Source organism: Burkholderia cepacia complex sp. TUM26381, from assembly GCF_057439935.1.
The window spans coordinates 1,420,543-1,435,091 of the sequence record NZ_CM172007.1; the positions used below are offsets into that span (position 1 = coordinate 1,420,543).

Genomic DNA, 14,549 nt, shown 5'->3' on the forward strand with positions numbered 1-14,549 from the left:
ACCGCTCATGACGACGCTCCGTCAATCATTCCTGTTCGTTGCCGTTGCCTGCGCATCGCTGGCGGCGGCCGTCGCACACGCGCAACCCACGAGCGACGGCTTCATCTGCGATACCGACAAGCATCACGTCGTGATCGACCGCGTTGCGGATGGCGCATTGCGCTACCGTGCCTGGAACACGCCGCGTCCGGTCGACCAGAAGCCGGACGTCGAAGTGCGCGGCGGCATGGAAGCAACGGGCGGAACGGATCCGTGCGTGAGCACCGACTGGTCGTTCAAGCGCGGCAATATCGTGTACTGGGTGTCGGACAGCGCCGCATGCACGGACGGCAAGCCGCCGCGCGGCGCTTACGGGATGGTCTCGGTGACGATCAACAAGGAATTCGCGGCGCGCTACTGGTGCGTCAAGTAACCCGCGTGTGGCGATGCTGTTCCGCCAAGGGCGGCGAGGCATTCTGCGCATGCCGGCTGCGCCGGTCTCTCGTGTCCGGTCAACGCCGGCGCAGGCCGCGTGATCGGATTTGTGCGGATTGACGAATCGCCGACTTTGTTCGAAACGACCGCCATCGCGGCTTCGCACCTGCCGCCTCCCGCCGGCATACGGGTTTCGATTCGTATGTTCCAACCGGCGCGTGGGCTATAAATGGATGCGTGTACCGGTGCTTGTCGGGCGCCTGCGCGTTTCGCGCAAGTTGGCGCCGCGACTGCCGGGGGAGGTGCACCGTGGTTTGCCAGACGCTTGCTCGCGCCGTGCTTCGCACCGCGTTGATCGGGGGCGTGTTTGCCGGATTCTTGCCGCCGCCGGCTGCCATTGCCGCCACCGTCGCGCCGCCTGCCGCGCCACGCGCGATAAAGCAGAGGGTGCCCGCCGTGCCGTATGCGATGCCGGTCGATTTTCCGGCGATCGTCGAGCGCTACGGCCCGGCGGTCGTGACCATCATGGCCACCGCGCCCGACCAGCAATCCGGCGGGCCGTCCTTCGCGATCCTCGATCCCGACGATCCGCTCGCCGCATTCTTCCGGCACGACGCGCCGCCGCCGGCGCAGGGGCCCGCACCGGGGCAACAGGCGCCGCAGGCGCCGGCGCCCGACACGGCGCCTCGCGCGGTATCGGGTAGCGGCTCGGGCTTCATCGTCAGTGCCGACGGCCTGATCCTCACGTCGGCCCATGTGGTCGACGAAGCAACCGACGTGACGGTGCGGCTGACCGACCGCCGCGAATTCAAGGCGACGGTGCTGGCCGTCGATCCGCAAAGCGATGTCGCCGTGCTGCGCGTCAACGCGACGAAGCTGCCGTTCGTGCGCGTCGGTGATTCATCGAAGGTCCGCGCGGGCGAACCGGTGATGACGATCGGCGCGCCGGACGGATCGGGCAACACGGTCACGGCCGGCATCGTCAGCGCGACGTCGCACCGGCTGCCGGACGGCAGCGCGTTTCCGTTCTTCGAGACCGACATCGCGCCGAACCCGGACAACTCGGGCGGCCCCGTGTTCAATCGCGCGGGCGACGTGATCGGCATCGCGGTGCAGGTCTATACGGGCGCCGACCGCTACGCGACCACGACGTTCGCGATCCCGATCGCGTTCGCGGCAAAGGTGCGCGCGCAGTTGCAGGCGCAACAGCAGGCCCAGATGCACGCGCAGCAGGCGCCGGCGCCGGGCGCGTCGCCCGGCAATGCGTTCGGCGTCGACGTCCAGGACGTCGGCGTCGGGCTGGCCGCGGCGTTCGGGCTGCCGCGTCCGGCCGGTGCGCTCGTCAACGGTGTCGCGCCCGGCTCGCCGGCTGCGGCCGCCGGACTGAAGCCCGGCGACGTGATCGTGAAACTGGGCGACAAGGCGATCGGCCGCTCGGCCGAACTGAACGACCTGGCCGCCGCGCTGCCGCCCGGCGAAAAGGCGCCGCTGCGGGTGATCCGCAACCGCGCGCCGGTGATGCTGACGATTACGGGCGCCGACGAGGCGGCCGGCACCGCGGGTGCGGCTGCGGGCATGGCCGCGCCGGCGCTTGCTGCGCGGCCGGGGCCGGCCGCCGGCGACCGCGGCGATCGCCTCGGGCTGACGATGCACGCGCTGAGCGACGACGAGCGCCGTTCGACGGGGCTTGCGGTCGGGATGATGGTCGACGCGGTGCACGGCCCGGCGGCGAGCGCGGGCATCCAGCCGGGCGACGTCGTGCTGGAGCTCAACGACACGCTGCTCGAGACGCCGGACGACGTGCAGTCGCTCGAAGCGAGCGGCGGCAGCGTGATCGCCGTGCTGATCCAGCGCAACAACGCGCGGAAGTTCGTGTCGGTGCGCGCGCGTTAGGGCGTTGACGCGGCCGGCGCCCTCCGCCTAACATCGTCCGGTATCGCTGGCAGCCAGCCACGCATTCAGGAGTCATTCGGCATGAAAACGGCTTGCTTCATCGTAGTAGTCCACAGGCGCAGGGTCCGGTAGCGGCACCGCGCCGGCACCCATGCGCCCCCGACTCGTTCGGGGGCTTTTTTTTGCGTTGCGCACGGCCATGCGGCGCGTGCGCGGAGGGCCATCCGCTTGCAATCGAACCTGTCGCCCGTGTCCGAACCGGTGTCGCCGCGACATGCGACGCTGATCCTGCTGTGCGCGCTCTCGGTACTGCCGCTGAGCCTGTTCCTGCCGTCATTGCCGGCGATCGCGCGCGACCTGCACGCCGACTATGCGCTCGTCGCACTGTCGCTCGGCGGTTACGCGGCGGTGGCCGCGTCGCTCGAGTTCGTGACGGGGCCGCTGTCGGACCGGTTCGGGCGGCGGCCGATCGTGCTGACGAGCGTTGGCGTGTTCGCGCTCGGCTCGCTCGGCTGCGCATTGACGACCGATATCCGCATGTTTCTCGCATGCCGCCTGATGCAGGCGGCGATCACGTCGGTCTATCCCGTGTCGATGGCGACGATCCGCGATACCGGCGGCGGCGCGCGCGCAGCGAGCCGGATCGGCTATGCGGCGATGGCCGCCGCGTTCGCGCCGATGCTCGGCCCGACGCTCGGCGGCGCACTCGATCAGATGGCCGGATGGCGCGCGGGTTTCGGGTTGCTCGGCGCAGCCGGCATCGCGCTGTTCGGCTGGTGCGCATTCGATCTCGTCGAAACCCATGCGAACCGCTCGTCGAGTTTCCGGCAGCAGCTTCGTGCGTATCCGGCGCTGCTCCGCGCGCGCCGTTTCTGGGCCTATGCGCTTTGCATGGCGTTTTCGACGGGCGCGTTCTACGCGTTCCTGGCCGGCGCGCCGCTCGCCGCGAAAACGGTGTTCGGCATTGCGCCGGCGGAGATCGGCGTCTACATGGGGACGATCACGGCCGGGTTCGTCGGGGGCAGCTTTCTGGCCGCGCGCGTCGCGCGCCGCTACGCGCTGGCCACGACGATCCTGTGCGGACGGATCGTCGCGTGTACGGGCCCGCTGATCGGCCTTGCACTGATGTCCGGCGGCGCGACGCATGCGCTTGCATGGTTCGGGCCGTGCGTGCTGGTCGGCATCGGCAACGGGCTGACCAATCCCGGCGCCCACGCGGGGGCGTTGTCGGTGCGCCCGGAGCTGGCGGGCAGCGCTTCGGGGCTGGCCGGCGCGATGACGATCGCCGGCGGCGCCGCGTTGTCGTCGCTGACGGGCGCGGTGCTGACCGCCGGCAACGCCGGTTATGTGCCGCTCGCGATGATGCTGCTGTCGGCGGCGATTGCGCTGGCGGCCGCTTTTTGCGTGCGGGCGTTCGATGCACGGGACGCCGCGCGATGACCGCGGGTGCGGCCCGGTACCGTGTCGCGGCCGAATGACGGACAATCCGTCGCATACCGGGAGACGACGCACCCTCCGCGAGCCATGTTCCCCGACGCGCGCGAAGGGTGACTGGACGAGGATGCGATGAGCGACTTTTCAGATTTCCAGCGGGACATTGCCGATGCCGCGCGGGCGACCTTCAAGGCACTGCGGGCGTTGCACCCGGACGAGCATTTCTACGTGTTCGCGCTGTATACGGACAGTGGCGCGATGACGGTGGTGCCGGCGGCCAATTCGATCGAAGGGTTGCGCCGGATCCGCGCGCAACGGGCGATCGCGGACGACGATCCGGCGCCCTGGTATAGGTGGGGTTCTGCCGAATGGGCCTATGAGGCGGCAGAAGCGTCGCCGTTCAATGCGATCTGCGGCAGGCTGGCCGACGAAGTGCTGAGCCCGCAATTTGCGCAGTCGCGATTCGCGGAGTTCACCCGGCAACTGCACGCCGACATGATCGAAGGATTGCGGCTGCTCGACCGCGAGGGCCTGTTCGGCACGGGCGAGGAGCGGGCGGCGATCACGCTGTTCGTGTCGATCAGCGACGACGCAGCCAGGGCGCTGGAAAACGCCTCGGCGAAAGCGCTGAATCCGCCGGCCGTCGCCGACGCATTCCTGCGCCGTTTCGGCTGACCTGCATCGGGATATCGCACGGCGGCCCCGGACGGGCAGCCGCCGCGCACGCGTCATTACGGCTTGGCGCCCACCACGAATTCGAACGTCGCGACGCCGTCGACGCCGCCCGTCACGCGGTCGCCCGGCTGCAGCGCACCGACACCGGCCGGCGTGCCGGTGAAGATCAGGTCGCCGGCCTTCAGCTCGACCGAGCGCGACACGTACGCGATGACATCGGGCACCGCCCAGATCATGTCGGCCAGGTCACCTTGCTGACGCGTGTCGCCGTTGACCGCGAGCCAGATGCGGCCCGCCGCCGGGTGGCCGGTGGCCGATGCCGCGCGCAGTGCGGTCACGGGGCCCGACGCATCGAAACCCTTCGCCCAGTCCCACGGACGGCTCAGCTTCTTCGCTTCGGCCTGCAGGTCGCGGCGCGTGAGGTCGACGCCGACGCCGTAGCCCCACACGTGCGACAGCGCGTCGGCCGGGTCGATCGACCGGCCGTCCTTGCCGATCGCGACGACCAGCTCGATTTCATGATGGAGGTCGTTCGTCAGCGGCGGATAGGTGACCGTGCCGCTGGCCGGGACGATCGCATCGGCCGGTTTCGTGAAGAAAAACGGCGGTTCGCGGTCGGGATCGGCGCCCATTTCACGGGCATGGTCGGCGTAGTTGCGGCCGACGCAAAATACGCGGCGCACCGGAAAGCGCGCGGACGACTGTTCGACTTCGACGGAAGGACGCTCGGCAGCGTCGATGACATAGGCGGACATCGGATGGCCTCGTTCGGTAGGAAGACGGAGGCCGGCGCACGGGCCGGCATGCGTGAAACGATACCCGACGAACGTGCGCCCGGATGCGACGCAACTGCGTTTTACCGGGACAAATCTACGCGTCCGCGGCCGGCGGCGTGTCGTCGCTGTCCGGCAGCGAGGCGTTCGCGTCGCGGTAGGCCTTCGGCGACAGGCCGACCCGCGCGCGGAAGCGCCGCGCGAAATAGCCTTCGTCGCGGAAGCCGACCGAACGCGCGATGTCCGCGATGCGCCGGCTCGTATGGGCCAGCAGCGACTGCGCAAGCGCGATCCGGCGCTCGGTCACGAGATCGGTGAACGTGCTGCCGGTTTCCTTGCGGACCAGGTGCGCGAGGTAGTTCGGCGACAGGAACGCGGCCTCGGCGGTCGCGGCGAGCGTCAGGTCCTCGCGGGTCAGGTTCGCTCGCACGTGGCGCAGCACGCGTGCGAGCGCATCGCGCCGGCCCGCACGCTGGGCGCCGCGCTGCGCGAGCTTGTCGAGCGCGCCCGCGTACTGCGTGCAGACGAGCCCGATCAGCTGCAGCAGGTAGCCGCGCAGCAACGTGGTCGAGCCGAACGTGCGCACGCGATCGGTGTCGAGCATGCACAGCGCGAGGCGGCGCGCTTCGTCATACGAGTCGCCGGTCAGGATGAAATCGAGATGCTCCTGGAAACGAAACGGCGTCAACTCGGGAAAGCGGTGCGCGGGCACGTCCTCGAGATCGAGCGGATCGACGTCGAGATCGGCGCGCAGGAACGCCTGGCTGAAGTTGATCACGATGAAATGCGCGCCTTCCGGATGCGGGATCAGGTGCTCGCGGTGCGGCAGCACGAACGCGAGCGCGCCGCGCGGAAACGGCCGCGTGACGCCGCCGATCCGCTGTTCGGTGTCGCCGCCGAGGTTGAACTGGATCTGGAAATACGCGTGCCGGTGCGGCTCGGTGATTGCCTGGCGCGAGGCCTGGTCGCGGATGTAGAAGTCGAGCCGGTCGCTGCGTTCGGGCATCCCGTACAGGCGCGGCGGGGCGATGGAGGGCATGAAGGATTCTGCTGTTCGTGACGCGGTTGAGCCGCGATGGTACAGCGAACCGGGCGCGACGGGGACGGCCGCGGTCGTGCGGTCAGCCTTGCACGAGCGGCGCGACCCGGCGCCGCAGCTCGGGCACGACCTCGGCGTCGAACCACGGGCGATGCTTGAACCATGCCTGGTTGCGCGGCGACGGATGCGGCAGCGGCAGGACATCGGGGCCGTAGTCGCGCCATGCCTGCACGGTGTCGGTCAGCGTGGCCTTGCGCGCATCGCGCAGGAAATGTCGCTGCGCGTACTGGCCGATCAGCAGCGTCAGCCGGATCGACGGCAGTTCGGCCACCAGCCGGTCGATCCACAGTTGCGCGCATTTGGGGCGCGGCGGGTTGTCGCCGCTCGCGCCGCGGCCCGGGTAGCAGAAACCCATCGGCACGATCGCAAAGCGCGTCTCGTCGTAGAAGGTCTCGGCGTCGACGTCGAGCCAGCCGCGCAACCGCTTGCCGCTCGCGTCGTCCCACGGGATGCCGCTCGCATGGACGCGCGCGCCCGGCGCCTGCCCGACGATCAGGATGCGCGCGTCGCGATGGGCGCGCACGACGGGGCGCGGGCCGAGCGGCAGGTCGGCTTCGCAGGCACGGCACGCGCGGATTTCGGTGAGCAGCACGTCGAGCGGCGCGCGCGTTCGTTTCGACATCGGTTCTGAGCGGGGGCGGAGTGGCAAGGCGGTGTCGCACGGGCGGCGCAGGCCGCCGCCGGGCGGCCCGGATCGGCATGGCGCGGCCCGGGAGCACGCGCCTGCCGCACCGCACGGCACGCATCAGGCCCGCGACGGACCCGCTGCGCTGCCTTCGGCGACCGCTGCATCATACAACGCGGTCTGCGCGATCGCCGCGGCGATTCCCGCGTCGTCGTGCGAACCGTCGAGCATGCCCCAGCGCCGGTATTGCGACAGGAACCACTGGCCTTCGCGCGGATCGGGCCGGTTCACGGTGCCGCCGTCGTGAAAGCGGATCGGCAGCGGCGGCGCGGCGAACGGCCCCGCGCCGTAATCGCCGAGCAGGCGCGGCGCGATCAGCCGGGCCGGCACGCCGAGCGCATCGGGCGACGCGAGCCAGTCGGCCGCCTCGCGGCGGTGCGCGGCGCTGTCGAGCCACGCGCACGCATCGACGAGCGTGCGGATCAGCGCGCGCGCGGTGGCCGGATACAGCGCGACGAAGTCGCGCCGGGTCGCGAGCACCTTCTCCGGATGATCGGGCCAGATCTCGCTCGTGACGGCGACGGTCCGGCCTGCGCCGCATGCGTCGGCCACCGCGTGCCACGGCTCGCCGGAACAGAAGCCGTCGAGCTCGCCGCTGGCGAGCGCGGCGACCATCTCCGGCGGCGGGATCACGACGCTGCGCACGTCGCGCAGCGGATCGACGTCATGCGACGCGAGCCAGTGGTTCAGCCACATCGCGTGCGTGCCGGTCGGGAACGTCTGCGCCAGGAGCGGCTTGCGGCCGAGCGTCGCGAAGGCGGCGCGCACGCTCGCGGTTTCACGGTACGCGTCGGCGAGCCCGCGCGACAACGTGATCGCCTGGCCGTTGCGGTTCAGTACCATCAGCGCGGCCATGTCGGCCTGCGGGCCGCCGATGCCGAGCTGCAACCCGCAGACGAGCCCGTACAGCGCATGCGCGGCGTCGAGTTCGCCGCTCAACAGCTTGTCGCGCACGGCGGCCCAGGACGGCTGGCGGCTCGGTTCGAGCGTGAGGCCGTGACGCGCGCCGAGGTTCAGGCGCTGCGCGACGATCAGCGGGGCCGCGTCGCTCAGCGCGACGAACCCGAGGCGAAGATGCGCGCGTTCCGGCGCGGCGGGAGGTGAGGTATCCATGGCAGTCATGACTGGGGTGAAGCGTCGAGCAGTTGTCGCGCGACGTCGACGATGCGCAGGCCCTGATCCATCGCACGCTTGCGCAGCGCCGCGTACGCGTCGTGTTCGGACAGCTTGCGCTGGTCCATCAGCACGCGTTTCGCGCGGTCGATCAGCTTGCGCTCCGCGAGTTCGCGCTCGACGTCGGCCAGCCGGCGGCGCAGCGCATCGTCGTGCGAGAAGCGCGCGAGCGCGACTTCGAGAATCGGTGCGAGACGCTCGGCCGACAAGCCTTCGACGAGATACGCGCTGACGCCCGCGCCGACCGCCGCGCGGATCAGTTCCTGGTCGGCGTCGTGGCTGAACATCAGCACGGGGCGCGGTGCGGTCGCGTGCATGACCGCGAGCTGCTCGAGCGTGTCGCGCGACGGCGAATCGGTGTCGATGATCACGACGTCAGGGCGTTGTTCCTCGACGGCCGCCGGCAGGCGCGCGGGCGTCGCGACGTCGTTCAGCATCTCGTAGCCGAGGCGCGCGAGCGCGTCGCCGAGCTCGCCGATCGGCTTGTCGGTGTCGGTGACGAGCAGCACGCGCAGGCGGGCGGACAGGGCAGGCGAACTCATGAGGCGGGCGACAGGGGCAATGGGGCTTCGGTGCAAGTTGCTGACGACGTATGCAGGCCGGACGCGCGGCCGGTGGTGACGGGAACGGGAAGCGGCCGAAGCCGCACGATGCCGGGCATGTCACGCGGCTCTCGAAAACGCCGCTTCGGTGGCGGCGTCCGTGCCTTGCACGGCTGCTTCGCCGATCGCCCCGCCGACGAGGATCACGGCCGGGCTGCCGAGCCGCGCGGCCTCGATGCCGTGTGCGAGCGTGCCGAGCGTGCCGGTCCAGCGGCGTTCGTCGGGCGTGCCGGCCCATTGCACGGCCGCCGCCGGGGTCGACGCGGGCAGCGCGGCGAGCAGGCCCGCCGCAAGGCTGTCGACGCGGCTCATCCCCATGTAGATCGCCAGCGTGGTGCCGGTGGCCGCGAGCCGTGCCCAGTCGGGTTCGCCGTGGTCCTGGCGGTGCGCGGTGACGAACGTGACGCCCTGGCAGTGCTCGCGGTGCGTGAGCGAGATGCCGAGGCTCGCGGCGGCCGCGAATCCCGACGAGATGCCGTTGACGATCTCGACCGGAATCGCGGCTGCGCGCAGCGTCGCGAGTTCTTCGCCGGCGCGCCCGAACAGCAGCGCGTCGCCGCCTTTCACGCGTACCACGTGTGCGCCGCGCAGCGCGTAGCGGCGCATCAGTTTCTCGATGAAGGCCTGCGGCGTGGAGCGGCAGCCGCCGCGCTTGCCGACGCGGATCACGCGCGCCTGCGGGGCGAGTTCGACGATGCCGGGCGCGACGAGATCGTCGAGCAGCAGCACGTCGGCGGCGGCCAGCGCTTTCACGGCCTTCAGCGTGAGGAGATCGGGATCGCCGGGGCCGGCGCCCAGCAGCGTGACTTTGCCAGTCGTCATGTCGTGTTCCTGTGCCGCATCGCGAGCGTGCGGCGGTCTGCTAACGCGTTGTCTGCGCGGCGGCGGCGGGCGGTCGAAACGCACCGGCATCCGGCCGTGCCGCGCACGGGGGGACACCGTTGTCCTGACGGGCCCGCCGTGAAGGGCGGGCAGGGTTTGCGGGGACTGCCCACCGGCGCCGTTGCCGGTGTGATGGATGAGGTTGAGCAATATCCGGGCCAACCCGGGCAACACATGGTGGCCGCGTGGCGCGACGCACCGCGCGCCGGCCGCACGTATGCAGCCGGCCGCGGCGTGCGGCCGTCCGCAATGCCGCATCGGTGTGCATCGTGCCCCGCCAGCGCGCACCGCGATGTCGCACGGCGACAGTGCTGCAGCGCACCACATCTGTGCCTCGCTGCATCTCGGCGCATCGTGCGTCGTGTGCCGCAGCGGGCCATACACTCGCCGCGAGCCTTGTACGGCGGGGCTGTGAGCCGGATTTTCGATGACATGGCACGGCGTTTGCGTAAGCTGGTCCGGGCGGATCAATGGCGATTCGCTCGCAGTACCGATTACAGACGCGCCCGGCAACGGGCTTCATGGGCAACGGCGTCCTACGCATCGGGTCTCGACGAGACCGGGTGCGCAGGACGCCGTTTTTCGTTTGGCGGATGACATGACCGACAAAGCTACCCGTATCGATCTCTTCAGCTTCCGCACCGCGCCGATGCGCGCGTTCCACATGACGTGGATGGCGTTCTTCGTGTGCTTCTTCGCATGGTTCGCGTGCGCGCCGCTGATGCCGCTCATCGCGCGCGAATTCCACCTGACCGCGGCTCAGGTCGCCAACATCAACATCGCCGCGGTGGCCGCGACGATTGCCGTGCGGCTGCTGGTCGGCCCGCTGTGCGACCGCTTCGGCCCGCGCCGCGTGTATGTCGGTCTGCTGCTGCTCGGTGCGATCCCGGTGTTCGCGGTGTCGTTCACGCACGACTACCTGTCGTTCCTGATCTGCCGGCTCGGCATCGGCGCGATCGGCGCGGGCTTCGTGATCACGCAGTACCACACGTCGGTGATGTTCGCGCCGAACGTGGTCGGCACCGCGAACGCGACGACGGCCGGCTGGGGCAACGCAGGGGCGGGCGCGACGCAGGCGCTGATGCCGCTGCTCGTCGCCGCCGGCCTGATGCTCGGCTTCGGCGAGGATTCGTCGTGGCGCATGGCGCTGGTCGTGCCGGGCGTGGCGATGCTCGTGATGGCGTGGGCGTACTGGCGCTTCACGCAGGACTGCCCGCAAGGCGACATCGTTGCGCTGCGCAAGGAAGGCGTGACGGTCGACAGTGGCAAGAAGGGGGGCTGGGCGAGCTTCTTCGCCGCGTGCGGCAACTATCGCGTGTGGATGCTGTTCGTCACGTACGGCGCGTGCTTCGGCGTCGAAGTGTTCATCCACAACATCGCCGCGCTGTACTACGTCGATCACTTCAGCCTGTCGTTGAAGGACGCCGGTTTCGCGGTCGGCCTGTTCGGGCTGCTCGCGCTGTTCGCCCGCGCGCTCGGCGGCTGGCTGTCCGACAAGATCGCCGCGCGCCGCACGACGTGCGCGCGACGCTGCTGTGCGCACTGATCATCGGCGAAGGGCTCGGGCTGATCTGGTTCTCGCATGCGCAGAGCGTCGGCATCGCGCTCGTCGCGATGGTGACCTTCGGCCTGTTCACGCACATGGCGTGCGGCGCGACCTACGCGCTGGTGCCGTTCATCGACCGCAAGGCGCTCGGCGGCGTCGCCGGGATCGTCGGTGCGGGCGGCAACGTCGGCGCGGTGGCCGCGGCGTTCCTGCTGAAGGGCGTCGGCGACGTCCAGCAGACGCTGAGCATGCTCGGCCTCGCCGTCACCGCCACCGCGCTGTGCGCGATGGCCGTGCGCTTCAGCGAAGAACACAAGGCGCGCGAAGCCGAATTGCGCGACCGCGCGCTGGCCGCCGCCAACGCCGCGAACTGATCGACCGAAGGAATCGTCACCATGAAACTCATCGTCATCGGCCACGGCATGGTCGGCCACAAGCTCCTCGAATGCGTCGCGGCGGAAGCCGGTGCGGCGGGCGCGCTGCAGGTCACCGTGCTCGGCGAGGAGCCGCGTCCGGCCTACGATCGCGTGCACCTGTCGGAATTTTTCTCGGGCAAGTCGGCGGACGACCTGTCGCTCGTCGAACCGGGCTTCTTCGAGCGTCATCCGCAGTTCGACCTGCGCCTGAACGCGCAGGTCGCATCGATCGACCGCGCCGCGCATACGGTCACGCTCGCGTCGGGCGAAACGCTGGCCTACGACAAGCTGGTGCTCGCGACGGGCTCGCGCCCGTTCGTGCCGCCGATGCCGGGGCACGATCGCGCAGGCTGTTTCGTGTACCGGACGATCGAGGATCTCGAAGCGATGCAGGCGTGCGGCACGCACGCGAAGCGCGGCGTCGTGATCGGCGGCGGGCTGCTCGGCCTCGAATGCGCGAAGGCGCTGCGTGACATGGGGCTCGACACGCACGTCGTCGAATTCGCACCGCGGCTGATGGCCGTCCAGGTCGACGACGGCGGCGGCCGGATGCTGCGCGCGAAGATCGAGGCGCTCGGCGTGACCGTGCATACGGGCAAGAACACGCTCGAAATCGTCGACGGTGAGGAGGGTACGCACCGGATGGCGTTCGCCGACGGCACGCACCTCGACGCCGACATGATCGTGTTCTCGGCCGGCATCCGTGCCCGCGACGAACTGGCCCGCGCATGCGGGCTCGACACCGGCCCGCGCGGCGGCGTCGCGATCGACGACGCCTGCCGCACGAGCGATGCCGACATCTATGCGATCGGCGAATGCGCGGCATGGAACGGCATGGTGTATGGCCTCGTCGCGCCCGGCTACGACATGGCGCGTGTGGTCGCGAAGCAGCTCGCCGGTGACGCGAACGACGCAACCGGCGCCGCGTTTGCGGGCGCCGACATGAGCACGAAGCTGAAGCTGATGGGCGTCGACGTCGCGAGCATCGGCGACGCGCACGGCACGACGGCCGGCAGCCGCACCTACCAGTACGCGGACGAGCGCCGCCAGGTCTACAAGAAGCTCGTGGTGTCCGACTGCGGCAAGTTCCTGCACGGCGCGGTGATGGTCGGCGACGCGGCCGAGTACGGCACGCTGCTGCAGATGATGCTGAACCGCATCGAGCTGCCCGAGTCGCCCGAATTCCTGATCCTGCCGTCGTCGGACGGCGTCGCGAAGCCGGCGATCGGCGTCGACGCGCTGCCGGACGGTGCCCAGATCTGCTCGTGCAACAACGTGTCGAAGTCGCAGATCTGCACGGCGGTCGCGGACGGCGCGACGAGCCTCGGCGCGCTGAAGACGTGCACGGGCGCCGGCACGTCGTGCGGCGGCTGCGTGCCGCTCGTCACGCAGATCATGAAGGCCGAGATGAAGAAGCAGGGCCTCGCGGTCAACAACCATCTGTGCGAGCACTTCCCGCATTCGCGCCAGGAGCTGTTCCACCTGATCCGCGTCGAGCGCATCACGACGTTCGACGAACTGCTCGCGAAGCACGGCCACGGGCTCGGCTGCGACGTGTGCAAGCCGGCCGTCGCGGGCATCCTCGCGTCGTGCTTCAACGAGTTCGTGCTGAAGAAGGAACATGCGGGGCTGCAGGATTCGAACGACTACTACCTCGCGAACATCCAGCGCGACGGCACGTACTCGGTCGTGCCGCGCATGCCGGGCGGCGAAGTCACGCCGGAAGGGCTGATCGCCGTCGGCCAGGTCGCGAAGAAGTACGGCCTGTACACGAAGATCACGGGCGGCCAGCGCGTCGACCTGTTCGGCGCGCGCGTCGAGCAACTGCCGTCGATCTGGGAGGAGCTGATCGAGGCCGGCTTCGAATCGGGGCACGCGTACGGCAAGGCGCTGCGCACCGTGAAGTCGTGCGTCGGGTCGACGTGGTGTCGCTATGGCGTCGACGATTCGGTCGGCCTCGCGATCGACCTGGAGAATCGCTACAAGGGGCTGCGCGCGCCGCACAAGATCAAGTTCGGCGTATCGGGCTGCACGCGCGAGTGCGCTGAAGCGCAGGGCAAGGACGTCGGCATCATCGCGACCGAAAAAGGCTGGAACCTGTACGTGTGCGGCAACGGCGGGATGAAGCCGCGCCACGCGGAACTGCTCGCGTCCGATCTCGACCGCGCGACGCTGCTGCGCTACATCGACCGTTTCCTGATGTTCTACGTGCGCACGGCCGACCGGTTGCAGCGCACCAGCGTGTGGCGCGACAACCTCGAAGGCGGCCTCGACTACCTGACCGACGTCGTCGTGCACGACCGGCTCGGGATCGGCGCCGAACTCGAAGCCGACATGCAGCACGTGGTCGACACCTACGAGTGCGAATGGAAGAAGGCCGTCACCGATCCCGATACGCGCAAGCGCTTCCGCCACTTCGTGAACAGCGACGCGCCGGACACGACGATCGAATTCGTCGAGACGCGCGGCCAGATCCGGCCCGCGACGCCCGGCGAGCGCGCGGGCGGCAAGCCCGTACCGATTCCCGTCGTCGCGGAAAGCGCGACGCAAGCCGTGACCGAACCCGCAACCGCCTGACCGATACCCGCATCACTTCAAGGAGCCCATCATGAACGATCGTCTTCCGCTGTCCTGGACCCGCGTGTGCCCGCTCGACGACATCGTGCCGAACACCGGCGTGTGCGCGCTCGTCAACGGCGAGCAGGTCGCGGTATTTCACGTCGCGCATGCCGACGGCGGCGTGTTCGCGATCGACAACGTCGATCCGGTATCGCAGGCGGCCGTGATGTCGCGCGGGCTGATCGGCAGCCTCGGCGAGCGTGTCGTCGTCGCGTCGCCGCTGTACAAGCAGCATTTCGACCTGCGCACCGGCGAATGCCTGGAAGCGCCCGAGCAGTCGGTGAGCGCGTATCCGTCGCGGGTCGAGGACGGCTTCGTGTGGATCGCGGCCTGACCGT

At 69.8% G+C, this 14,549-nt stretch carries 12 protein-coding genes and 1 pseudogene; 7 read left to right on the top strand and 6 right to left on the bottom strand.

Annotation, left to right across the window (positions count from 1 at the left end; translation table 11 throughout):
* The first annotated feature begins 7 nt into the window (after nt 1-7).
* The 4 genes from ACWMMN_RS23115 to ACWMMN_RS23130 all read left to right on the top strand — a co-directional run bounded on the left by ACWMMN_RS23115 (nt 8) and on the right by ACWMMN_RS23130 (nt 4,416).
* Nucleotides 8-412, top strand: coding sequence for a hypothetical protein (locus ACWMMN_RS23115; RefSeq protein WP_486423998.1), 405 nt, complete (start codon nt 8-10; stop codon nt 410-412).
* A 311-nt stretch (nt 413-723) separates the two neighbouring features.
* Entirely contained in the window at nt 724-2,307 is a 1,584-nt protein-coding gene (locus tag ACWMMN_RS23120; RefSeq protein WP_486423999.1) for a trypsin-like peptidase domain-containing protein, read from the top strand.
* Between the two features lie 228 nt (nt 2,308-2,535).
* Nucleotides 2,536-3,747: an MFS transporter gene (locus ACWMMN_RS23125; RefSeq protein ID WP_059240366.1), complete on the top strand. Its 1,212-nt coding sequence runs from the start codon at nt 2,536-2,538 to the stop codon at nt 3,745-3,747.
* Nucleotides 3,748-3,873: 126 nt separating this feature from the next.
* On the top strand, nt 3,874-4,416 hold the full coding sequence (locus ACWMMN_RS23130; protein WP_486424000.1) for a DUF4303 domain-containing protein: 543 nt from the start codon (nt 3,874-3,876) through the stop codon (nt 4,414-4,416).
* Nucleotides 4,417-4,472: 56 nt separating this feature from the next.
* On the opposite strand, the gene ACWMMN_RS23135 is transcribed toward ACWMMN_RS23130, so the two are convergent.
* The 6 genes from ACWMMN_RS23135 to cobA all read right to left on the bottom strand — a co-directional run bounded on the left by ACWMMN_RS23135 (nt 4,473) and on the right by cobA (nt 9,570).
* Entirely contained in the window at nt 4,473-5,171 is a 699-nt protein-coding gene (locus ACWMMN_RS23135; RefSeq protein WP_486424001.1) for a fumarylacetoacetate hydrolase family protein, read from the bottom strand.
* 115 nt (nt 5,172-5,286) lie between these two features.
* Complete coding sequence (locus ACWMMN_RS23140) at nt 5,287-6,228, bottom strand: helix-turn-helix transcriptional regulator (protein ID WP_059240369.1); 942 nt, start codon at nt 6,226-6,228, stop codon at nt 5,287-5,289.
* A gap of 82 nt (nt 6,229-6,310) precedes the next feature.
* The gene (locus ACWMMN_RS23145; RefSeq protein ID WP_486424002.1) at nt 6,311-6,910 is read right to left on the bottom strand and encodes a uracil-DNA glycosylase family protein; all 600 of its coding nucleotides are present in this window, start codon (nt 6,908-6,910) and stop codon (nt 6,311-6,313) included.
* Between the two features lie 123 nt (nt 6,911-7,033).
* Complete coding sequence (locus tag ACWMMN_RS23150; protein ID WP_059240371.1) at nt 7,034-8,086, bottom strand: CmpA/NrtA family ABC transporter substrate-binding protein; 1,053 nt, start codon at nt 8,084-8,086, stop codon at nt 7,034-7,036.
* Between the two features lie 5 nt (nt 8,087-8,091).
* Nucleotides 8,092-8,688 carry an ANTAR domain-containing response regulator gene (locus ACWMMN_RS23155; protein WP_059240372.1) on the bottom strand — a complete coding sequence of 199 codons (597 nt, stop codon included), beginning with the start codon at nt 8,686-8,688 and terminating at the stop codon, nt 8,092-8,094.
* A gap of 120 nt (nt 8,689-8,808) precedes the next feature.
* Complete coding sequence (gene cobA, locus ACWMMN_RS23160) at nt 8,809-9,570, bottom strand: uroporphyrinogen-III C-methyltransferase (protein ID WP_059240373.1); 762 nt, start codon at nt 9,568-9,570, stop codon at nt 8,809-8,811.
* Between the two features lie 658 nt (nt 9,571-10,228).
* On the opposite strand from cobA, the pseudogene ACWMMN_RS23165 reads away from it, so the two are divergent.
* From ACWMMN_RS23165 to nirD, 3 genes and pseudogenes are all read left to right on the top strand, one after another.
* Nucleotides 10,229-11,550 (top strand): annotated as a pseudogene (locus ACWMMN_RS23165) (MFS transporter).
* A 21-nt stretch (nt 11,551-11,571) separates the two neighbouring features.
* Nucleotides 11,572-14,169, top strand: a complete 2,598-nt coding sequence (gene nirB / locus ACWMMN_RS23170) for a nitrite reductase large subunit NirB (protein WP_059240375.1) — start codon at nt 11,572-11,574, stop codon at nt 14,167-14,169.
* 31 nt (nt 14,170-14,200) lie between these two features.
* Nucleotides 14,201-14,545: a nitrite reductase small subunit NirD gene (gene nirD, locus ACWMMN_RS23175; protein WP_047903106.1), complete on the top strand. Its 345-nt coding sequence runs from the start codon at nt 14,201-14,203 to the stop codon at nt 14,543-14,545.
* The last annotated feature ends 4 nt before the right edge of the window (nt 14,546-14,549 follow it).

Bases quoted from the DNA above. Each gene is read 5' to 3' on its own strand.
- ACWMMN_RS23115 (WP_486423998.1), top strand. From the start codon at position 8: ATGACGACGCTCCGTCAATCATTCCTGTTCGTTGCCGTTGCCTGCGCA.
- ACWMMN_RS23130 (WP_486424000.1), top strand. From the start codon at position 3,874: ATGAGCGACTTTTCAGATTTCCAGCGGGACATTGCCGATGCCGCGCGG.
- ACWMMN_RS23135 (WP_486424001.1), bottom strand. From the start codon at position 5,171: ATGTCCGCCTATGTCATCGACGCTGCCGAGCGTCCTTCCGTCGAAGTC.
- ACWMMN_RS23140 (WP_059240369.1), bottom strand. From the start codon at position 6,228: ATGCCCTCCATCGCCCCGCCGCGCCTGTACGGGATGCCCGAACGCAGC.
- ACWMMN_RS23145 (WP_486424002.1), bottom strand. From the start codon at position 6,910: ATGTCGAAACGAACGCGCGCGCCGCTCGACGTGCTGCTCACCGAAATC.
- ACWMMN_RS23150 (WP_059240371.1), bottom strand. From the start codon at position 8,086: ATGGATACCTCACCTCCCGCCGCGCCGGAACGCGCGCATCTTCGCCTC.
- ACWMMN_RS23155 (WP_059240372.1), bottom strand. From the start codon at position 8,688: ATGAGTTCGCCTGCCCTGTCCGCCCGCCTGCGCGTGCTGCTCGTCACC.
- cobA (WP_059240373.1), bottom strand. From the start codon at position 9,570: ATGACGACTGGCAAAGTCACGCTGCTGGGCGCCGGCCCCGGCGATCCC.
- nirB (WP_059240375.1), top strand. From the start codon at position 11,572: ATGAAACTCATCGTCATCGGCCACGGCATGGTCGGCCACAAGCTCCTC.
- nirD (WP_047903106.1), top strand. From the start codon at position 14,201: ATGAACGATCGTCTTCCGCTGTCCTGGACCCGCGTGTGCCCGCTCGAC.